The sequence below is a fragment of the Heyndrickxia sporothermodurans genome, from assembly GCF_003055045.1.
In the GTDB taxonomy this organism is placed as follows: Bacteria; Bacillota; Bacilli; order Bacillales; family Bacillaceae_C; genus Heyndrickxia; species Heyndrickxia sporothermodurans.
Window position 1 is genome coordinate 26,008 of sequence record NZ_NAZB01000042.1, and the last position, 20,585, is coordinate 46,592.

The 20,585-nt window shown below is 35.9% G+C and carries 23 protein-coding genes and 1 pseudogene; 18 read left to right on the top strand and 6 right to left on the bottom strand.

Annotated features, from left to right (window positions below; all coding sequences use genetic code 11):
- The first annotated feature begins 22 nt into the window (after nucleotides 1-22).
- The 3 genes from B5V89_RS15445 to B5V89_RS15455 all read left to right on the top strand — a co-directional run bounded on the left by B5V89_RS15445 (nucleotide 23) and on the right by B5V89_RS15455 (nucleotide 1,792).
- Nucleotides 23-487, top strand: coding sequence for a GNAT family N-acetyltransferase (locus B5V89_RS15445; protein ID WP_066234993.1), 465 nt, complete (start codon nucleotides 23-25; stop codon nucleotides 485-487).
- Between the two features lie 173 nt (nucleotides 488-660).
- On the top strand, nucleotides 661-1,152 hold the full coding sequence (locus tag B5V89_RS15450) for a tetratricopeptide repeat protein (RefSeq protein ID WP_066234991.1): 492 nt from the start codon (nucleotides 661-663) through the stop codon (nucleotides 1,150-1,152).
- Between the two features lie 13 nt (nucleotides 1,153-1,165).
- A complete protein-coding gene (locus tag B5V89_RS15455) occupies nucleotides 1,166-1,792 on the top strand; it encodes a class I SAM-dependent methyltransferase (RefSeq protein ID WP_107920526.1) in 627 nt (208 codons plus the stop codon).
- A gap of 34 nt (nucleotides 1,793-1,826) precedes the next feature.
- Here B5V89_RS15455 and B5V89_RS15460 read toward each other — a convergent pair whose 3' ends face one another.
- Nucleotides 1,827-2,222, bottom strand: a complete 396-nt coding sequence (locus B5V89_RS15460) for a DUF3888 domain-containing protein (protein ID WP_165797712.1) — start codon at nucleotides 2,220-2,222, stop codon at nucleotides 1,827-1,829.
- A gap of 68 nt (nucleotides 2,223-2,290) precedes the next feature.
- On the opposite strand from B5V89_RS15460, the gene B5V89_RS15465 reads away from it, so the two are divergent.
- Entirely contained in the window at nucleotides 2,291-3,301 is a 1,011-nt protein-coding gene (locus B5V89_RS15465) for a S66 family peptidase (protein ID WP_066234985.1), read from the top strand.
- Nucleotides 3,302-3,473: 172 nt separating this feature from the next.
- Here B5V89_RS15465 and B5V89_RS20165 read toward each other — a convergent pair whose 3' ends face one another.
- Nucleotides 3,474-3,644, bottom strand: a complete 171-nt coding sequence (locus B5V89_RS20165; protein WP_165797711.1) for a hypothetical protein — start codon at nucleotides 3,642-3,644, stop codon at nucleotides 3,474-3,476.
- Nucleotides 3,645-3,773: 129 nt separating this feature from the next.
- Between B5V89_RS20165 and B5V89_RS15470 the strand changes: the two genes are divergently transcribed.
- The 5 genes and pseudogenes from B5V89_RS15470 to B5V89_RS15490 form a co-directional block, all read left to right on the top strand.
- The gene (locus tag B5V89_RS15470; protein ID WP_066234983.1) at nucleotides 3,774-4,604 is read left to right on the top strand and encodes an aminoglycoside adenylyltransferase domain-containing protein; all 831 of its coding nucleotides are present in this window, start codon (nucleotides 3,774-3,776) and stop codon (nucleotides 4,602-4,604) included.
- Nucleotides 4,605-4,686: 82 nt separating this feature from the next.
- Nucleotides 4,687-4,971: a hypothetical protein gene (locus B5V89_RS15475; RefSeq protein WP_066234980.1), complete on the top strand. Its 285-nt coding sequence runs from the start codon at nucleotides 4,687-4,689 to the stop codon at nucleotides 4,969-4,971.
- A gap of 223 nt (nucleotides 4,972-5,194) precedes the next feature.
- Entirely contained in the window at nucleotides 5,195-5,665 is a 471-nt protein-coding gene (gene yiaA, locus B5V89_RS15480; RefSeq protein ID WP_066234977.1) for an inner membrane protein YiaA, read from the top strand.
- A 313-nt stretch (nucleotides 5,666-5,978) separates the two neighbouring features.
- Nucleotides 5,979-6,275 carry a hypothetical protein gene (locus tag B5V89_RS15485; protein ID WP_133174949.1) on the top strand — a complete coding sequence of 99 codons (297 nt, stop codon included), beginning with the start codon at nucleotides 5,979-5,981 and terminating at the stop codon, nucleotides 6,273-6,275.
- Nucleotides 6,276-6,401: 126 nt separating this feature from the next.
- Nucleotides 6,402-6,599: pseudogene (locus tag B5V89_RS15490) on the top strand (LLM class flavin-dependent oxidoreductase); the annotation flags it as partial.
- A gap of 258 nt (nucleotides 6,600-6,857) precedes the next feature.
- On the opposite strand, the gene B5V89_RS15495 reads toward B5V89_RS15490, so the two are convergent.
- The 4 genes from B5V89_RS15495 to B5V89_RS15510 form a co-directional block, all read right to left on the bottom strand.
- The gene (locus tag B5V89_RS15495) at nucleotides 6,858-7,406 is read right to left on the bottom strand and encodes an NADPH-dependent FMN reductase (protein WP_108072826.1); all 549 of its coding nucleotides are present in this window, start codon (nucleotides 7,404-7,406) and stop codon (nucleotides 6,858-6,860) included.
- A 78-nt stretch (nucleotides 7,407-7,484) separates the two neighbouring features.
- Nucleotides 7,485-8,420, bottom strand: coding sequence for an NADP-dependent oxidoreductase (locus B5V89_RS15500; protein WP_108072828.1), 936 nt, complete (start codon nucleotides 8,418-8,420; stop codon nucleotides 7,485-7,487).
- Between the two features lie 155 nt (nucleotides 8,421-8,575).
- The gene (locus B5V89_RS15505) at nucleotides 8,576-8,869 is read right to left on the bottom strand and encodes a cbb3-type cytochrome c oxidase subunit I (RefSeq protein WP_181294692.1); all 294 of its coding nucleotides are present in this window, start codon (nucleotides 8,867-8,869) and stop codon (nucleotides 8,576-8,578) included.
- A gap of 122 nt (nucleotides 8,870-8,991) precedes the next feature.
- Nucleotides 8,992-9,750 (bottom strand): SDR family NAD(P)-dependent oxidoreductase, encoded by a 759-nt coding sequence (locus B5V89_RS15510; protein ID WP_108072832.1) that lies wholly within the window; start codon nucleotides 9,748-9,750, stop codon nucleotides 8,992-8,994.
- A 131-nt stretch (nucleotides 9,751-9,881) separates the two neighbouring features.
- Between B5V89_RS15510 and B5V89_RS15515 the strand changes: the two genes are divergently transcribed.
- The 9 genes from B5V89_RS15515 to B5V89_RS15555 all read left to right on the top strand — a co-directional run bounded on the left by B5V89_RS15515 (nucleotide 9,882) and on the right by B5V89_RS15555 (nucleotide 20,571).
- On the top strand, nucleotides 9,882-11,138 hold the full coding sequence (locus tag B5V89_RS15515) for a helix-turn-helix domain-containing protein (protein WP_108072834.1): 1,257 nt from the start codon (nucleotides 9,882-9,884) through the stop codon (nucleotides 11,136-11,138).
- Between the two features lie 231 nt (nucleotides 11,139-11,369).
- Nucleotides 11,370-12,230: a BglG family transcription antiterminator LicT gene (gene licT, locus B5V89_RS15520; protein WP_108072836.1), complete on the top strand. Its 861-nt coding sequence runs from the start codon at nucleotides 11,370-11,372 to the stop codon at nucleotides 12,228-12,230.
- 358 nt (nucleotides 12,231-12,588) lie between these two features.
- Entirely contained in the window at nucleotides 12,589-14,547 is a 1,959-nt protein-coding gene (locus B5V89_RS15525; RefSeq protein WP_108072838.1) for a beta-glucoside-specific PTS transporter subunit IIABC, read from the top strand.
- A gap of 46 nt (nucleotides 14,548-14,593) precedes the next feature.
- Nucleotides 14,594-16,030 (top strand): 6-phospho-beta-glucosidase, encoded by a 1,437-nt coding sequence (locus B5V89_RS15530; protein ID WP_108072839.1) that lies wholly within the window; start codon nucleotides 14,594-14,596, stop codon nucleotides 16,028-16,030.
- A gap of 83 nt (nucleotides 16,031-16,113) precedes the next feature.
- Entirely contained in the window at nucleotides 16,114-16,908 is a 795-nt protein-coding gene (locus B5V89_RS15535) for a histidine phosphatase family protein (RefSeq protein WP_108072840.1), read from the top strand.
- Nucleotides 16,909-17,120: 212 nt separating this feature from the next.
- Complete coding sequence (locus tag B5V89_RS15540) at nucleotides 17,121-18,560, top strand: glycoside hydrolase family 1 protein (RefSeq protein WP_108072841.1); 1,440 nt, start codon at nucleotides 17,121-17,123, stop codon at nucleotides 18,558-18,560.
- Nucleotides 18,561-18,649: 89 nt separating this feature from the next.
- The gene (locus tag B5V89_RS15545) at nucleotides 18,650-19,708 is read left to right on the top strand and encodes a lactonase family protein (protein WP_108072861.1); all 1,059 of its coding nucleotides are present in this window, start codon (nucleotides 18,650-18,652) and stop codon (nucleotides 19,706-19,708) included.
- A 215-nt stretch (nucleotides 19,709-19,923) separates the two neighbouring features.
- On the top strand, nucleotides 19,924-20,226 hold the full coding sequence (locus B5V89_RS15550; protein WP_108072843.1) for a PTS sugar transporter subunit IIB: 303 nt from the start codon (nucleotides 19,924-19,926) through the stop codon (nucleotides 20,224-20,226).
- A 12-nt stretch (nucleotides 20,227-20,238) separates the two neighbouring features.
- Nucleotides 20,239-20,571 carry a PTS sugar transporter subunit IIA gene (locus B5V89_RS15555; RefSeq protein ID WP_108072844.1) on the top strand — a complete coding sequence of 111 codons (333 nt, stop codon included), beginning with the start codon at nucleotides 20,239-20,241 and terminating at the stop codon, nucleotides 20,569-20,571.
- Nucleotides 20,572-20,585: the final 14 nt, after the last annotated feature.

Consider the following 20,585-nt stretch of genomic DNA (forward strand, 5'->3'; position numbering starts at 1 on the left):
TTAAACCGAGGAGGACGAGCGAATGAATTATTTATCGATTCGAAGAGCACGTCGGAAAGATATCGATGAACTAATCGACCTAATGCTCCAATATATCGTTGATTTTTATAAAAGACCGCGTCCTGAAGAGAAGGAGCTTCGAAACTTAATTGAACATTTATTATCTAATCCTGAAGTCGGCGTACAGTTTGTTGCAGAATTAGAAGGAAAACTGATCGGATTCTCCACATTATACTTCACTTTTAGTACGACAAGAGTGAAGAAAATTGCGATATTAAATGATTTATTTGTCGCTCCCAAAACGAGAGGTATGAAGATTGGAGAGCAATTATTCAAGGAAAGTTTAGCCTATACAAAAGCTAATGACTATGCGGCAATGTCATGGCAAACCGCACATGATAATCTAATCGGTCAGTCCTTATATGAAAAAATGGGCGGCCAGCAAACAAATGACGAATGGATTAATTATGAGATTAGTAATATGTAAGTATCGAAGGGGAAAATAGAGTGAAGAGAGTCAGTGCTGCATATAGATTTTATAAAAGGGATGGCCAAAATGTATAGGAAAGCGCCGGATGCATAAAGATTTTACAAGAAAAAGGACAAAAATATATAAGGAAAGTCCGGATACACATAGATTTTTCAAGTTGGAGGCCACAAATGTATACGAAACACGAAATGGAGAAAGCAATCCAACTAAGAGAAGAGGGACATTTAATAGAATCGAATGAACTACTGATTCAATTAGCCAAAGAGCATCACGGTGATCCCGTAATAAACTACCAATGTGCCTGGAGTTATGATGTGCTAGGTGAAGAACGTGAAGCTGTTCCTTACTATGAAAAGGCGATTTCATTGGGGCTTGAAGGGGAAGATTTAGAGGGAGCATTGCTTGGATTAGGAAGTACATACCGAACATTAGGTGAATATGAGAAGTCAAGACGTACTTTTTTAAAAGGAATCGAGTTATTTCCGCATAACCATGCAATACGGGTATTCTACGCTATGACCTTATTCAACTTAAAGGACCATAATCAAGCGATGGAAATTCTTTTAAAAAGTATAGCTGAAACATCGAATGATCCTCAATTGGTAAGCTACAAACGGGCGATTGAGTTTTACTCAGATAAATTAGATCAGGTTTGGGATTGAAAGGAGTAGTTACATGTTAAGTAAACAAGGTTTTGATTTATGGGCAAATGATTATGACCAAACGGTTCAACTAAGTGAGGAAAATAATCAATATCCTTTTGCCGGCTACAAAGAGATTTTAAATACAATTTTTAATGAGGTGATGCAAAAACCTTCATCTCATGTTTTGGATATCGGATTTGGAACAGGAGTTTTAACAACAAAATTATATGAACATGGGCAACATATTGACGGAATTGATTTTTCCGCGAAAATGATTGAAATTGCTAAAGAAAAAATGCCGCATGCCCATTTAATCGAATGTGATTTTTCACAAGGTTTACCTGATGGGGTAAAAGCGAAACGGTATGAATCGATTATCAGCACCTACGCATTACATCATCTAACTGACGAGAATAAGGTGGAGTTTATTAAGGAATTGCTGCCATTACTCAATGAACATGGGGCGATTTACATTGGAGATATCGCTTTTGAAACACGTGAAAAGCTCGAAGAATGCAGGCAGGAAAGTTTAGCTTATTGGGATCCTGATGAATTTTATTTCGTTAATGAAGAGATTGCATCGGCTTTGAGTGATGTTTGTAAATGTGAATTTCATGCAATTTCACATTGTGGCGGTGTGTTTATTATTTCTCGTTAATAACAGGGGAAAGAAATAGGAGGCTCGTTGCCCCCTATTTTTCAGAATGAGTGTATTCGATTAATTCGACCGCATTTTTTGGATCAGCCTGTGGGTCTACTTTTAATAAAATTGTATCAATATGTGGTTGAGTCTTCGTCGGGTCGGTTACTTTAACCGTCATTTTCACCTCGTAAATTCGTTTAGGAGGCTTAACGGAGAAGTTATTGTTAATTGTTAACTTCTGCATTTTGTCTAACGTCCAAGTTGCCTGGTCGCCATTTTCCTTTTTTACGACTTCCGTCACATAAGGGGAAATTACTTCAGCGAATATTTTATTAAAGTTTGCCGTCATTTTATTTTGTTGACCTTGATTAGCTGGTTCCGCCATTACAATGGAAGCATTTCCGAACACGAGTAAGCATGCTAATAAAACTGTTATTTTTTTCATTTTTTTCACCTCGAAGTTAATGTTTCCAGAATGTAGTTTTCTATTCATCTTTTTAAGGAGGTTTTTATGTGAAATACCCCATTTTAGAAAAAGGCGCAACAATTGGCATCACCGCTCCTTCTTCGGGCGTAGAAGCGGAATTACATGATTTGATTAAATCGGCATGTGATCGTATGGAACAGAAAGGTTATTCAATTATTTGCGGCGATACTGTATGGACACAGGAAAAAGCAAAATCAGCACCAGCAAAAATACGTGCGGCTGAATTTACTGACATGATGCAGAATGAGCAAATACAAGCAATTATTCCGCCGTGGGGTGGAGAATTGTTAATCGAAATTCTCGAATACATTGACTTTGAGCAAATGAAAAATAAGTGGGTGCTCGGTTATTCGGATCTAAGTGTTCTATTAATGGCTATCACGTTAAAAACGGGAATAGCAACAGCCCATGGAACGAATATCATCGACTTAAGAGGGGAAGTGACGGATGAGACGACCGCGATGTGGGAAACAGTTTTATCCACAAAACCTGGGGAAGAGGTACGTCAATATTCCTCTAACAAGTTTCAAAAGAATTGGCAACACGACAATCCATCCCCATGTGTGTTTCATTTAACAGAAGAAACAGAGTGGAAAACGACTACGAATAAAGATGTGAAAATAGAAGGTCGATTGCTGGGCGGATGCATTGATGTCATTAGACATTTAATCGGAACGCCGTATGGAGATGTGGCGGATTTTCGAAAAAAATATACGAATGGCGAACCTATCCTGTGGTACCTAGAAAATTGTGAATTAACAACCGCTGATTTACGGCGATCATTAGTTCAAATGAGGCTAGCTGGCTGGTTTGAAGGCTGCTCGGGAATTATGTTTGGCAGAAGTCCAGCTAATCAGCCAGTGGATAATTATACAGCTGAAGATATTTATGAGGAACTGTCAGCTGAACTGCAAGTCCCAATTATATATGACATCGATTGCGGTCATGTCCCACCGCAAATCACTTTCATTAATGGTGCATTTGCTGAAGTAGAAGTGGAGAATGGGAAGGGAATGGTTTTGCAGCGGTTTATTTGAAGGTAAGAGAATAAGAACAAAATCTTACCGAAGATCCCCTTTTGTGTAAATTATTTATTAATCTCGAATAATATAAATGAGTTTTTGGAAATTTGGAAAGTTCCTTCTTAACTGAAGGGCTTTTTTTCGTCTAGGGGCTAATATTTCAAATAAAAAAGACAGGTTCCCCCATCTACTGATTTCGTTGATCTAGTTTCTTCAATATGCTTCTTAAAATATCATTTCTTTCTTGCTGCAATCTAATGAACCGCAGTAGAAACCAAATGACAAATACGATTGGAACAACGTAAAAAAGAATCGCAAGTAAAGGTAAAGTAGAAGTAAAGATAGAAACCCAAGACATATTCAAACCCTCTTTCGAATGTTATTGGATAATTGTACCACGTAGGAAATAGCTGTTGTACAATAAATTTAATATAGCCATACATTTTGGCTGAAGATAAATTTCTGAAATCTAACGGAGGAAAATCAAATGAATCATATTCCAGTAAGGGTAAATGAAGTCTTATCGGTTTATTTTGATTTTTTTGAGTCAAAATTGCCTAATTTGCTTGATTCCTATTATCTTTATGGTTCTACATCATTAGGAGAATATAATGAAAGACAAAGCGATATTGATTTCATAGCTGTTGTGAAAAGAGAAATGAGTGAAATAGAGATACATAGGTTGAAAGACATACATTATCATATGCAAAAAAGATTTCCTCATACGACTTTAGATGGGGTGTATATTCTTCAAATTGATTTGGAATCTCCCAATAAAAATACTCCGTTATGCCCCTATTTTAACGATGGAAAGTTCCAAGGATTTAAGAAGTTTGATCAAAACTCCATTGATGCCTATCAATTAAAAAAATACGGGGTTACTGTGAGAGGCGAAAAACTTGAAAATGTTAATTTTGATGTAAATTGGGATGTCTTAATAGAAAATATGCGCGCTAATCTGAATACATATTGGCGTAACTGGGCGAATGATTGTAAACAGTTCCTCTCTTTAAAATACATTGGGTTATTTTTTAATTTAGGAATGATCGAATGGGGAGTATTAGGCGTATCCCGTCTTTATTATACATTCCGGGAAAAGGATATAACCTCAAAAGTAGGGGCTGGAGAATACGCGTTAAGGACCGTTCCTCAAAAATGGCATAAGATTATCAATGAATCAATGAGATTACGGAAGGGAAATAAAAAATCCTTTTACACATCAGTTTTTGCGAGACGAAAAGACGCATTAGATTACATGGAATTCATCATTCGAGAAAGCAATCGTCTTTTTACTGAAGATAATAGACTAAGGAAATAGGGGAACTCTGGGTATTCGCCGTTTCATTTAGAAAATGCCTACATAAATTATAGGGTATTAACCCATAAGGAGAGATGCCCATATGTATCCGTTTGTCAATTATCAAATACCGTCCGTCCCATACGAATATAACCCATATGACGAGTATCAGGACTATTATGATCGCAATACACAAGTATCACAGCTACTTCAACTTCCACAATGGCGGCAGTTGGAACGTCGTGTCACTCAGCTTGAAAGGCAAAATGAACGCCAAGAAAGAGAAATTAATCAATTACAGCGCCGACTTCAACGAGTCAATCAACGGCTTCGTGTCATAGAGAACAGATTCAATATTCCGTTCACACCATTTGATGGGGAATTTTGATTACCACAAGTAATTTTTTCCTTAACATTTAGTCGCAGCTTGTATACTTTCTAAAACAAACGAAGAAGGTTATTTTGACAACTCCGAAAACTAAAATTTTAATAGGAAATCAGGGGAAAATCATCTGCTGATTGCAAGAAAATTCTGTATAATATATTTAGGTAGGAGCACTACTATCTGGTGCTCTGTTTTTATTAGAAAAAAAGTGGGGGTGAGGTATTCAATGTCTAATGATAATGAGATTTTATTTGAAAAGGGTAAACAAAATGATTCAAAATTGAAGATAGAAAGGAAAGAGGGAGAACCGACTCCAGCTTTCAAAGGGGCCTCTTGGGCAGCGCTATTAGTAGGTGTTGCGGCATATCTAATAGGCTTGTTTAATGCAACGATGCTATTAAATGAAAAAGGCTATTACTTTGCGGTCTTAATATTCGGGCTCTACTCAGCGGTATCCTTACAAAAAGCAGTAAGAGATAAAGATGAGGGAATACCAGTTACTACTATTTATTATGGAATTAGTTGGTTTGCGCTTATTGTAGCAATTGCATTAATGGTTATCGGTTTATACAATGCAGGAAGTATTGATTTAAGTGAAAAGGGATTTTATGGTATGGCATTTGTGCTTAGTTTATTTGCTGCGATAACGGTTCAAAAGAATATTAGAGATACACAGAGAGCAAGGGAAAGGGATTGAGTTATTTTTGTTCATTTGACTGGAGGCTCTTTCATATCTGACAATCAATATTGCATTAGAAAGGGCGGTATTTTAAAATAATCCCGCTCTTTCTAATGGATATTCATCAAAAATTATATGTATCTTCTAAAATAAGAAGAGAGTATTACTTTCTCTTCTCCTACATAGCCCACAGATTCAATTGTATATTTTCCGTATTTATAACTGACTTTTTTGGTATTCTTGTCTTCTGCTCGCTTCGTTTCATCCAACTTGGCAATTGATAAAGAAATATTTGTTTTAAAGGGGTGTTTGTATGGAGGATCTGCTCTTAATGATTCTATCTATTCTAGTTATCATTTATAAAATACAGAAAAACAAAGAAATCTTAAGAAAGCTTACAAATATTCAATTGGTAGGTGTATCTTTGGCCTTTCTTTTAACGATAATATTGAGTTTTTCTTGCATTTATTTTGGTGGCAAATGGATTAGGGGATATTCCCTCCATCCGGTTCTGACGTTCATAAGTCAAGTGATTATTATCATTGTATCAATGGGTTTAGGAGTAACAGCCTTATATAAAGTTTTATATAAAATTACTAAGGGGATTCTTCCTAAAGAAAGTGAGTAGCTTCCTTTTGGTTAACATAAGAAAAATAGGATTGGTAAATAGTGTTTTGCCTATAAAAAACATATAATAGTTACATCAATTAAATATATATAAACTGTTAGCCGAAAGGAAGATAATATAAATGGAATAGGCGTAAGTACGTTTGTCGAAACAACTCCGGATGTGGTAACCGGTAAAGTAATTAGCCACGCACAAAGATTGCGTGAGGTAGTGGATGAAATAGTTCTAGCTGACCAAGTAGGCTTGGATATTTTTGGTGTGGGTGAGCATCATCGGAAAGATTATGCGGCATCATCTCCAGCAGTTGTACTTGCTGCAGCTGCTTGAGGAACAAGAACCAGTGTATATACTAAAGAAGTATCTCCAAAGCAGTTTATGGGGAACATGAAGCAACATTTCTGCAAATGATGTACCTCAAGCTAAGCCTGAAAAACATCTAATCAATTGGAAACGAGGATTGTTGGGAGAAGAAGGCGAAAATTCGATATTTGGAGAAAACTGAACGAAAAGAAAAAACCGATCCTCTTGCTAAGAGAGATCGGTTTCATTTAAATACTATTACTGAAATTTTAAAAAAAGTCCTTATGATTGATATTTTTTAATTAATTCAACAAAGGCATTCACAAAAGTTTGCAAAAATTGAACTGTTCCATCATTGTTTATTTTACCGTTTTCATCTATTAAGTTTGCTGAATTGGCTAGATAGACTTCTGGTTGTTGAACAATCGGCATATTTAAAAATGTTAGTGATTGGCGTAAATGGTGGTTTGCACCAAATCCGCTCAAATTACTTATAGATTGGCTAATAATCGCTGCTGGTTTGCCATTCCACACACTTTCGCCATACGGTCTTGAACCTACATCAAGCGCGTTTTTTAATACTCCTGGTACAGAACGGTTATATTCAGGGGTTACAAATAAAACAGCGTCAACTCCCTTTATCGTGTTGCGGAAGGTGGTATATTCTGATGGGGAATTACCATCATACTCCTCATTATATAATGCGAGATTGCCGATTTCGACAAACTCTGTTTCATAACCTTCAGGAAATAGCGAGGCAACATTTTTCGCAATTTTTTTAGATAAAGATTCTTTTCGTAGACTTCCAACTACAATACCAATTTTCGTCATTTTTCATCATCCTTTTTTCTTTTTAGTCTTTCTCTACATGCATATATTATTTATTAGAATGAGAGAAATATGCATTTTTTATAGTATTTTAATAACTATCTTCCCTTTTGCATGGTGAGTTTCACTGAGTGCGTGAGCTTCTTTGATTCCTTCCGCTGATAGTGGAAAGGTATGTCCGATGATCACTTTAAGTTTCTCATCTTGGAGAAGTTCAGCAAGTTTTTTTAATTGTTCTCCATTAGGAATCAGCCAAACAAGATCAGATTTAATATTTTTTTGTAAAGCTTTTTGTTGATCAGGTTTAGAAACGATAGATGCTAATCGGCCCCCTTCCTTTAAAACGGTAAAGCTTTTTTCCTGTACTTCTCCCCCTAATGAGTCAAGAACGAAGTCAAATTGATGCAGAATGCTTTCAAAATCTTGTGTTTTATAATCAATTACCTCATCAGCACCGAGGGATTTCAAAAAATCAGAGTTCCTTGCACTAGCAGTTGTAGCAACATAAGCCCCCGCATTTTTTGCCAATTGGATGGCGAATGTTCCAACTCCACCTGCACCCGCATGTATAAGTACTTTTTCTCCTTTTTTTACATCGCCAAACTCAAATAAACATTGCCAAGCGGTTAATCCAGTTAATGGTACACATGCCGCTTCTTCATAGCTAATATTATCTGGAATTTTGGCTAGGAGATGAGAATCAATTGCTGTAAATTCAGCATAAGTTCCTCTATTTGTAGTCTCTGGACGAGCAAAGACCTTGTCTCCAATTTTAAAATTTCTCACATTACTACCTAATTCAACAATGTCTCCCGCTGCATCCCATCCTAAAATAATAGGGAAATCAAAAGGTAACATTTCTTTTAAATATCCTTCTCTCAGTTTCCAATCAATCGGATTAATGGAAGTTGCATGAAGCTTCACCACAACTTGATTTTCTTTTGGTGTCGGTTGTTGCATTTCTTTTTCCTTAAGTTCCTCTTTGCCGCCATATTTTTCAATCACAATCGTTTTCATTGTACTCACCCTCGATTCGAAAATGGATTATTAAAAAAATTAATGTAGTAGTTTTCATGGTTTTGATGACCGAAACTTATGAAGATTAATCGGAAAAATTATGCCTACTGGCTTTTTAACCAGCAAAAAAACGCTTGGAGTTTAAATCCAAACGTTTATATATAAATTAAAACGCCGCTGTCCAGCCTGCATCTGCTGCAAGCACAGTTCCTTGATTCATCTGAAGCTATCATTGTCAATACAACCTGGAGGGACTTCCAAAAGGTAGATATTCCCGGATCCATTAATTGATGGTGGAATCCAACTGGGATAGAGTAAAGAATAAGTAATAAGAAAGTAAGCCTCAATAAAGAATTACTAAAAATCTTTCCACCAAATGATCTTGGAAATCGCAACATACCAGTATATGTAAGCTGGAAGTAGTCAGAAATAAACGAGTGGGTGGCCAAATAAAATAAAAAAGCAAAGAGACAGCGTTTTAGACGCCTACTCTTTGCTTGAAGTTTTGATGCAATATCTATACTGAATATTCTTTAAAGTAATACAGCCATGAAGTTTTTCTAAATAGGGTTTATAATGTTAATCCACCATCTACAAGAACAATCGAACCTGTCATATAGCTTGCTTTATCTGAAGCTAGAAAAGCAACCATCTCAGCGAGCTCTTTCGGATCAGCATAACGGCCCATTCTCATATTGGAAACTTCGTCTGGCACGTAACCGCCTTGTGCAAACTGTGCTTCTACACCAGTTGTTAAAGCAGTTCTCACACCGCCGGGACAAAGGGCATTAATGCGGATTCCTTTTTTTGCATATTCCATTGCAGCACCCTTTGTAAATCCTACAACTGCATGTTTACTTGCAGAATATACAGCTACACTATGTTCAGGACGAACCCCTGCAGTAGAAGCAGTGTTAATAATAGAGCCGCTTCCTTGTCCCTCCATTACTTTTAACACATATTTCATTCCAAGGAAGACTCCTTTTACGTTAATATCCATAATGCGATCAAATTCGGATTCCTCTACCGAAGTGAATGGAGCAAACTTTTGGATAATACCTGCATTATTGAAAAATATATCAATACGTCCGTATGTTTCGACTGCTTTGTTTACATAGTTTTGTACATCTTCAGTTTTCGAAACATCTGCTTGAACGAAGATTCCTTCGCCGCCTTGTTCTTTCACTAGTTTTAATGTTTCTTCCCCAGTTTCCTTATTGAAATCGACTAATACAACAGTTGCGTCGTTTTCGGCAAGTTTCAAACTGCTTGCTCTTCCGATTCCACTTCCTGCCCCGGTGATAACAGCAATTTTATTTGATAATTCCATGTATATCTCCCCTTGTCAATTATTTAATACATGACCTAGTATATCCCTTGTAATGATTAATTTATTGTATTATCTTACGATTAATAGTATTTATTTAATGGAATGAATTTGAAGGAGATTATTAAACATAGATGGAGATAAACGTAGCTGATTTACAATATATATGCGAGCTAATTTACAAAGCTCATAACATATCAGTGTATAATGTTAATCAATTTGGTGAATTTGAATATGAATTCTCAAGAAGTGATTTGCGGGAGAATCCATATTATGCCCCTTTTATGGAACAGATAAGTGTATACACTTATGAAGATGATCCAAATGATTTTCCTATCTTTTTTACAAATTCAAATTTGAATTTTTTCTTTATAAATCTTAAAAAATCCAACCTTTTTATAGGCACTATTATTGTCGGACCAGTCCTTGAGTCAAAAATATCCGGTGAAACGATTACCAAAATTATGGACGCTTTTAAAGGGGAGGTGAATAAAAGGCAGCTTATTGAATATTATCAATCCGTTCCTATTATGGATAAGCAGCAACTGCTGACGATTAGTTTATTAATGTATTATTTAATTTATCGTAAAAAATTAGATGAAACATTTGTTGTACAAAACAATCAAGACCTAACTCCCGACTTAATTGAAGTAGCAGATCTAGATCTTGAGCTATCTAAAGGTAGAAGGAATTTTCTTTTTCATTCCAATCTTTCATATGAAAGGGTTTTGCTAGATTATGTTAAGAACGGACGCGTCGATAAATTAAAGGATGTTTTTGATTATTCCATTGTTGGTGAAGCAGAACTAGGATTATTGTCGAAACGGAATCGTTTAAGAAGTGAAAAAAATTTAATGATAACGGGAATTGCTCTAGTTTGCAGAGCGGCCATCGAAGGCGGATTAAACGATGAAACCGCATTTACTTTAAGTGATTTCTATATTCAACGACTAGAGGAATTAAGAAGTTTAAAAGCAATATTAAAAGTGACAGAAGAAGCTATAAAGGATTTTACCAATCGTGTATCCCAATTAAACAAAGCAAAATATTCTACTCCGATAATCGAATGTCAGCATTATATTTATAACCATCTTTATGGCGACATTACACTCAATAATCTTGCAGAAATGTGTTGTTTGAGTCCCAATTACTTATCATCCCTTTTTAAAAAGGAAGTAGGTATCTCAATTAGCGAATATATTCAACAGCAGCGAATAGAAGAAGCAAAAAAACTGCTAGTAATAACAAAACATCCGATTTCTGATATCAGTACATGGCTAAATTTTAATGATCAAAGCTATTTTATAAAGGTTTTTAAAAAATTCGTTGGTGTAACACCAAGGCAGTTTAGAAGTGAGCATCCATCTGGACAAAATTCTACACGATCATAGCTGTAAAAATTTCTGTTAGTAAATAGTTCCGTAGTAATGTGTTATTGACAGATATAAAGCAATATTGTTAAAATTGAAGCAAAGCATGTACAATTAAAATATGGATTGTTACTGTTCGGCAGGCAAAACCTAAGTTTGTGAAAGGGGTATCATTAATGATATTCTTATAAACAAATTTAGGTTTTTTATTGTTTTTGATTCTAAAATATTTTAATCAAGGGCGAGTGGGAAATGAAAATTAAAAAAATATTAAATAATAATGTCGTTATATCGGAAAATGAATGCAATCAGGAAATTGTCGTTATGGGTAGGGGATTGGCTTTTCAAAAAAAGGTCGGAGAAACTTTCGATGCTGCTAAAGTTGAGAAGACATTTGTTTTGGAGACTCAAGGAATTTCCGAAAAGCTTGCAAAATTATTAAGGGATACGTCAGAACGATATTTGAACATTGCTTCAAAAATTATGGACTATGCCCAGGATCATCTTCCTTACAAATTAGATGAGTATTTATACGTTGCATTGACCGATCACTTAAGTTTTGCGATCAGCAGGTATAAGCAAGGGATTCATTTGAAAAATCCATTACAATGGGAAATTCGTAAATATTATAAGCGGGAGTATCAAATCGCACTAAGAGCCCTCGAGATTATCAAAAAGGATACAGGTATCGCCCTCGGGGAAGACGAGGCAGCATCTATTGCCCTTCATTTAGTTAATAGTCAGTTATCGGGCGATAACATGGCAGCAGCTGTTCAAATTACAGAGATGGTTAATACAATTTTGAATATCGTAAAATACCATTTTAAAATGGAATTAGACGAGAATTCAGTGAATTACGAACGGTTTTTAACTCATCTTCGCTTCTTCGCTGTTCGGTTTGTCCGCAAAGAAAAATTGGATGAATCAGTCGATCAATTCTTTTTTGAGCAGATCCAATTAAAGTATCCGGATGCATATGCATGCGCAAAAAAAATCACCGCTTATTTAAGTAATCAGTTTAATTGGGAATTAACGAAAGACGAGGAAATTTATTTAACAGTGCACATCCATCGGGTTACGAACCGCCAAAAAATGAAGGAAGAATCCGATTAAAAGTACTTTAAAATGATTTTTAAGAAAGCGTTGACATATGGTGAAAGCGCTGTTAAAATAAATCTAAATTAATAAGTAAATTCTTTTAGGATTGTTACTGGTAATGCAGGCTAAACCTAAATTGCTCCGTCTTTTATTGACGTGCAATTTAGGTTTTTTTGTTGGCTGTTCAATACAAGCAGCTTACATTTTTACAATAAGGAGGCGGATCTTTCATTCAAACAAATTTAATAACTTCGTTTAGGAATGTTACCTATCTGGGCATAACCTGAACTAATCTGGAAAGGCATATACATGCGTATTCAGATTGGTTCAGGTTTTTTTATTCAAAATGATAACAAGAAAGAAGGGTCATTTTATGAAATATGAACAACTAGCTAAAGATATTATTGAAAATGTCGGCGGCAAAGAAAATGTAAATAGTGTTGTCCATTGTATTACTCGTTTACGATTTAAATTAAAGGATGAGGGGAAAGCCAATACAGATGTTCTAAAAAATATGGATGGCGTCGTTACGGTCATGAAAAGCGGTGGTCAGTATCAAGTAGTCATCGGCAATCATGTGCCTGATGTGTATAAAGATGTTGTAGAGATTGGAGGTTTTCAAAACCAATCACCGGTTGAAGAAGATGGGGACAAGAAAAAGCAAGGCGTGTTTAATAGTTTCATCGATATCATTTCCGGTATCTTTACTCCGACATTAGGGGTATTAGCAGCAACAGGGATGATTAAAGGATTTAACTCCTTATTTGTCGCATTAGGTTGGTTTAGTGATAAATCTGGAACGTATCAAATTCTAAATGCAGTTGGTGATGCGTTGTTCTACTTCTTCCCAATCTTCCTTGGTTATACGGCAATGAAGAAATTTGGCGGAAGTCATTTTATCGGGATGGCAATTGGTGCAGCGTTAGTTTATCCAACGCTATCTGGTTTATCAGCTGGTGAGCCGTTGTACACATTATTTGCTGGAACGATGTTTGAATCACCAATTCATATAACTTTTCTAGGGATTCCAGTAATCTTAATGTCTTATTCTTCATCAGTAATTCCAATTATTATTTCTACCTATGTAGCAGCAAAATTGGAAAATTGGCTTAAAAAGGTTATTCCTGATGTTGTAAAAATGTTTTTAGTTCCATTTTTCACTTTGCTTATCATTGTTCCACTTACATTTATTGTTATTGGACCAATTGCAACATGGGCAGGGCAGCTTATCGGACAACTAACCCTTTGGTTAATTGGTTTAAGTCCAATTGTTGCAGGTATCTTCCTTGGAGCATTCTGGCAAGTATTTGTTATATTTGGCCTACACTGGGGTCTTATCCCGATTGCAATTAATAATATTATGGTCATGGGTCAAGATACAATCTTGGCATTAATTTTTGCCGCTACATTTGCACAAATTGGTGCTGTTCTTGCCATTATGCTTAAGACAAAAGATAAAAAGTTAAAATCATTAAGTATTCCAGCATTTATTTCCGGTATTTTTGGTGTAACAGAGCCAGCGATTTATGGAATTACGCTTCCAAGGAAAAAACCGTTTATCATTAGCTGTATTGCAGCAGCTATCGGCGGAGGAATTATTGGTGCCTTTCACGCGAAATCATATATGATGGGCGGTCTTGGCATATTTGCCTTCCCAAGCTTTATTAGTCCAAAGGAAGGAATTACAATGGGACTTTGGGGGGCAGTCATTGGAGCTGTAGCAGCGTTCATTCTAGGTTATATTCTAACTGCTTTATTTGGCGGAAAAGAAAAGAAACTTGCTGAGGGTTTAGGAGCAACAGTTGGAACACAAACGACTGCAGAACAAAAACAAGCTGTAAAACATCTGAAAAACGAAATTATTTCAAGTCCATTCAATGGCGAAGTAAAAGCTTTATCTGAGCTAAAAGATGCTGCTTTTGCATCAGGTGCACTTGGAAAGGGCGTAGCAATTGAACCATCAGAAGGTAAATTAGTTTCGCCTGTATCTGGTACGGTTTCAGCCTTATTTCCAACTAATCATGCGATTGGGATTACTACAGACGAAGGTGCAGAAATTTTAATCCATATTGGAATGGACACTGTACAGTTGGAAGGGAAATACTTTTCTGCCCATACAACGCAAGGCGCTCGTGTTGAAAAGGGGCAATTGCTAATTGGGTTTGATATAGACAAAATAAAAGAGGCAGGATTCTTATTAACAACACCCGTGGTTGTGACAAACCATGAGCATTACGATCTGGTTCCAACCAGTGAAAAGCATGTGAAGGCGGGTACTCGATTGATCGAGTTGCAGGTTAACAATGAAAATAACAATAGGGTTGTAATCTAGGATTACTTCCCCTTCATAATATTACAAAAGAAAAGGAGTCTTTATCATGAAAAAAAATACATTTCCAAAAGATTTTTTATGGGGTGGTGCCCTCGCTGCGAATCAAGTAGAAGGCGCCTATCTTGAAGATGGCAAGGGATTAACTACAATTGATGTCATGCCAACAGGGAAAAACCGTTGGGATATCGCGACAGGGAAGATTGAATCCTTCAAGCCGATTGAAGGTGAATTTTATCCTTCACATGAAGCAATTGACTTTTATCACCGCTTTAAAGAGGATATTGCTCTTTTTGCAGAAATGGGATTTAAAGCATTGCGTGTGTCAATATCATGGGCGAGAATTTTTCCAAATGGAGATGATCAAGAGCCAAATGAAGCAGGCTTGAAGTTCTATGATGACTTATTTGATGAGCTTTTGAAGTATGGAATTGAACCGGTAGTGACGATTGCTCATTTTGATGTACCTATACATTTAGTTGAGGAGTATGGAAGCTGGAGAAATCGTAAACTAGTTGTGCTATTTGAAACATATGCGAAAACAATTTTTAAACGATATAAAGACAAAGTGAAATATTGGATGACATTTAATGAAATTAATATGCTTCTTCACCTACCGTTTGTTGGAGCAGGTCTTGTTTTTAAAGAAGGTGAAAACAAATTACAAATTCAATATCAAGCAGCTCACCACCAACTTGTAGCAAGTGCACTAGCAGTTAAGGCATGCCATGAAATGATTCCGGATGCGAAAATTGGTTGTATGCTTGCTGCAGGAATGACCTACCCGTATACTTGTAACCCAGATGATGTTTATAAGGCGATGGAAAAAGATCGTGAATCATTCTTCTTTATTGATGTACAGTCACGTGGAGAATATCCTGGTTATGCAAAAAGATTTTTTGAAGATAATCAACTAACCATTGAAATGGAAGCTGGTGATGAAGAGCTTTTGAAAAATCATACGGTTGATTATATCGGATTTAGTTATTATGGAAGTCGGGCAACAAGTACAGATCCAGAAATTTTAAAACAAATATCAAGTGGAAATGTGTTTGCTTCAGTAGAGAATCCATATTTAGAGAAGTCTGAATGGGGATGGCCGATTGATGCAAAAGGTTTCCGAATTACCGCCAATCAGTTGTATGACCGTTACCAAAAACCTTTGTTTGTGGTGGAAAACGGGCTTGGTGCTGTCGATGAAGTAACACCTGAAGGAGAAATTATTGACGACTATCGAATTGAGTACTTAAGAAAACACATTGTTGCAATGGGAGAAGCGATTCAAGACGGAGTTGAAATGATCGGATACACAAGCTGGGGACCGATTGACATTGTCAGTGCTTCCACTGGTGAGATGAAGAAGCGCTACGGTTATATTTATGTAGATCGAGATAATGAAGGAAACGGAACCCTAAATCGAATGAAGAAGAAAAGCTTTTACTGGTACAAAAACGTAATTGAATCAAACGGGGAAAACCTCAATTAAGTAATTATACCAACTCTATGATTGCAGGCGGGCATTCCTCCTGCAATCCTAATAAGGAAGAATGAAAATATGGAGGGGAACCTATGAAAAAATTAATAGTTACAATGTTTTCTCTACTACTTGTTTTCTCTTTGGCCGCCTGTAGTCAATCTAAAAATAATGATGAAACAACAAAAACAAAAAATAAAGATAAGGATAGCAAAGTTACCTTTTATATTACACGACACGGAAAAACCATTTTTAATACGAACGACCGGGTTCAAGGTTGGTCAGATACACCGTTAACAGAAGATGGTGTAAAGGTAGCGGAGGATTTAGGTAAAGGTTTAAAATTAGAAAACATTACTTTCGATGCTGCCTATAGCAGTGATAGTGGAAGAGCGATTGAAACAGCTAATCTAGTCTTGAAAAACAGTGGTCAGAAAGATGTAAAACTAAATCAAGATAAAAATTTACGAGAAGTCTATTTTGGTAAATTTGAAGGCGATTTAAATGGGGCTATGTGGGGTCAAATAATGAAGACATTGAATCAAAATTCAATGGAAAGCCTCATGAAATTAGGCCTGCCAAAGATCGTTGACACTATCTCAGCTATTGATGAAACAAAACAAGCTGAAAATTGGCAGCAAGTTTCAGATCGCTTTAAAACTTCAATCGATCAAATTGCGAAAAAACAGGAAAACAAAGGTGGCGGGAATGTTCTAATTGTCAGCCACGGCATGTCAATTGATGCGTTTATATCCATCATTGCTCCAGATCAGCCACTTGTTCAATTAGAAAATGCCAGTGTGACAAAAGTTGAATATAAAGATGGTAAATACACTGTTAAATCTGTGAATGACATGAGTTATGTTGAAAAGGGAGAAAAAGGCCAGTAAGCTAGTTCAAACGGAGAAAACCTTTAATCTTTGTCATTCATTTATAGAAGGTTTATAATAGATGTAAATTGAATAATAATTTTTCCAGGATTGTTACTGGTAAAGCAGGCAAAACCTAAGAAAGCATAAAGTCTTGTTACGGCAGGATAAATTCTTTCTTAGGTTTTTTGTTTTTTTGTAGAACATTAAGTGAAAAATTAGGAGGAAGAAAAATGGCTACGAATGGTAAAAAATTTCCTGAATCTTTTTTGTGGGGTGGGGCAACCGCTGCTAACCAATTGGAAGGTGGATTTCACGAAGGAAATAAAGGGATGAATATTGCAGATGTACTTCCGGGAGGAAAAGAACGTTTAGCAATCTTGCAGTCACCAGGATTTGACTTCCAAATTGACGAGAGTAAGTACTATCCTAATCATGAAGCGATTGATTTTTATCATCGATATAAAGAAGATATCGCATTATTTGCTGAAATGGGTTTCAAAGCATATCGGATGTCTATTGCATGGACTCGGATTTTTCCAAATGGGGATGAGTTAGAACCAAATGAAGATGGATTAGCCTTCTATGATCGTGTTTTTGATGAACTACATAAATATGGAATTGAACCGGTTGTCACCATTTCGCATTATGAAATGCCAGTTAACTTAGTAAAAGAATATGGAGGCTGGAGAGATCGTCAAGTTGTTACATTCTTTGAAAGATATGTGAATGCGATTTTTAAACGTTATAAAAATAAAGTGAAATATTGGATGACGTTTAATGAAATTAACAGCGGTTTGATAATGCCAATTATGGGGCTTGGCTTTGCGATCCACAAAGAAGAGGATCGTTACCAACCAACATTCCAAGCTTATCATCATCAATTTGTCGCGAGCAGTATTGCGGTAAAAGCGTGTCATGAATTAATCCCAGATGCCAAAATTGGTTGTATGATCTTATTTGCTCCAGTTTATTCTTACGATAGTAATCCTGAAAATGTGATGTATGCACTTCAGGAAGAAAACATATTTAATTATTTTTGTGCAGATGTTCAAGTACGTGGTGAATATCCAACATTCATCAAACGTTATTTCAAGAAGCATAATATTGAATTAGACATCCATGAAGGTGATCTTGAACTTATTAAAAAGCACACAGTAGACTATATCGGTTTCAGTTATTATATGTCCCGAACAGAGAAGAAGGACAAGAGTGATCAAGAGAATACTCAAGGAAATATTATGTCCGGTGTAAAAAATCCATTCTTAAAAGCAAGTGATTGGGGTTGGGAAATTGACCCAATTGGACTTAGAATTTCATTAAACAAACTATATGGCAGATATCAAGTTCCATTATTCGTTGTGGAAAATGGGCTAGGAGCGTACGATAAAGTTGAAGAAGATGGCTCTATTAATGATGACTATCGAATTGATTATTTACGTGAACATATTAAAGCAATGGCTGAAGCGATTGAAGACGGTGTCGACTTGATGGGATATACAAGCTGGGGATGTATTGACTTGGTGAGTGCATCAACCGGCGAATTTTCGAAACGCTATGGTTTCATCTATGTCGATAAACATGATGATGGCAGTGGTACATTAGAACGTAAGAAGAAAAAATCCTTCTACTGGTATAAGGATGTTATTACTACGAATGGGGAAAAATTATAAATCATGACTTTATGATATAGTATTATAAAGGGGAGATTTCATTGAAATCTCCCTTCTTATCAACAAAACTTTTGAAAAGAGGGTTCCAAATGAGTAAATCTAGCAGTTCATTGAAAGGCTATGTTGGTACTTATACAAAAGGAGACAGCGTAGGAATTTACAGCTTTACTTTAAATACGGAAATACCTGAAATTAAAGATGTACAAGTAGCAGCTGAGTTAGGCAATCCTACATATTTGACTATAAGCCAGGATAATCAGTATCTTTATTCTGTTATTAAAGAAGGAGATAAAGGTGGTGTAGCGGCTTATTCCATTTCTGATCAAGGTGAATTACATTTATTAAATAGTCAGCTAACAGAAGGAGCCTCACCTTGTCACGTTAGTGTAGATAATGAAAAAAATTATGTAGTAACAGCCAATTATCATAAAGGAACAGTAGAATTGTACCCAGTCAACAAGGAAAATGGGTCAGTTTCACCGGCATCTTCTACTGTACAGCATGAAGGCTTCGGTCCTAATAAAGACAGACAAGAAAAACCACATGTCCACTATTCAGGTTTTACTCCTGATGAAAAATACATTGCTGTAATCGATTTAGGAATTGATAAATTAATTACATATGCAAACAATGATGGTGTATTAGAAGAAGTGAGTAGCTTATCGGTTCATCCAGGAAGTGGACCAAGACATTTAGAGTTCCATCCGAACGGAAAATATGCATATTTAATGACGGAGCTAAGCTCTGAAGTCATTGTTTTATCATATGACAGTGAAAAAGGTTCCTTTAAGGACATCCAATACATTTCAACAATTCCTGCTGACTTTACTGCCAATAATCAAGGAAGTGCGATACATGTCACAGCAGATGGTCAATTTGTCTATGTTTCAAACAGGGGACATAATAGCATTGCTGTCTTTAGTGTTGATAAAGAATCCGGAAAACTGACGTTTATTGAACACACATCTACTGAAGGAGATTGGCCAAGGGACTTTGTGCTCGATCCATCGGAAAGATTTGTTGTTGCCTCCAACCAAGAGTCAGGCAATCTCGTGCTATATACAAGAGATGCTGCTACCGGTAAATTAACGCTAGTTCAGTCTGATATAGCAGTGCCTTATCCGGTATGTGTTAAATTTTTGAAATAATATACTACCTCTATAAGATAAAAAAGCTGACTCAAAAGGTTTTTAATGAGTCAGCTTTTTTATGTAACTTCCTAAGAAAAAAATATATTTTTTATTTAAATGTATAGACATTTAAAAATAAATGGCTATAATAATATTTGTAAGCGGTTAATGAAAGCGTTATTAATTGTTCTATTAAACTACTATTCATATACAAGATAAGGAGTCTGATTTCGATGAAAAAAATTTTATTAGCTTGTAGTTCAGGAATGTCAACTAGTCTTTTAGTTACAAAAATGGAACAATACGCAGCTTCAATCGGTGAAGAAGCGAAGATTTGGGCAGTTGGTCAAGATCAAGCGAAAAAAGAAATGGCTGATGCCGATGTTGTCTTAATAGGACCACAAATGAGTTTCTTGAAAGGCGAATTTCAAAAAGAAGCAGACAAATACGGCATTAAAGTAGATGTCATTGATATGATGGCTTACGGTTTGGCAGATGGTAAAAAAGCTTTTGAACAAGCTGTATCTTTAATGTAACGGAGGATTAGTATGGAAAACGTAAATGTAGATGAACTAACTGGTGAACAAATTAATTTTATGCTGATTCTTCATAGTGGGAATGCAAGAAGTAAAATCATTCAGGCACTACGTGAGTATCGTGAAGGCAAGGTTGAAGAAGCAGATATTCTATTAGTTCAAGCAGAAGAAGATTTGAATAATGCCCATCAGATTCATTTTAAGATGGTACAAAAAGAAGCTTCAGGCGAAAAGGTCGAGTTTACAATGCTGTTAATGCATGCAGAAGATCATTTAATGTCAACGATAACAATGAAAGAACTTGTGAAAGAATTATTAGATCTATTTAAACAAAAAAATATCTAAAAAGGGGAAAAACA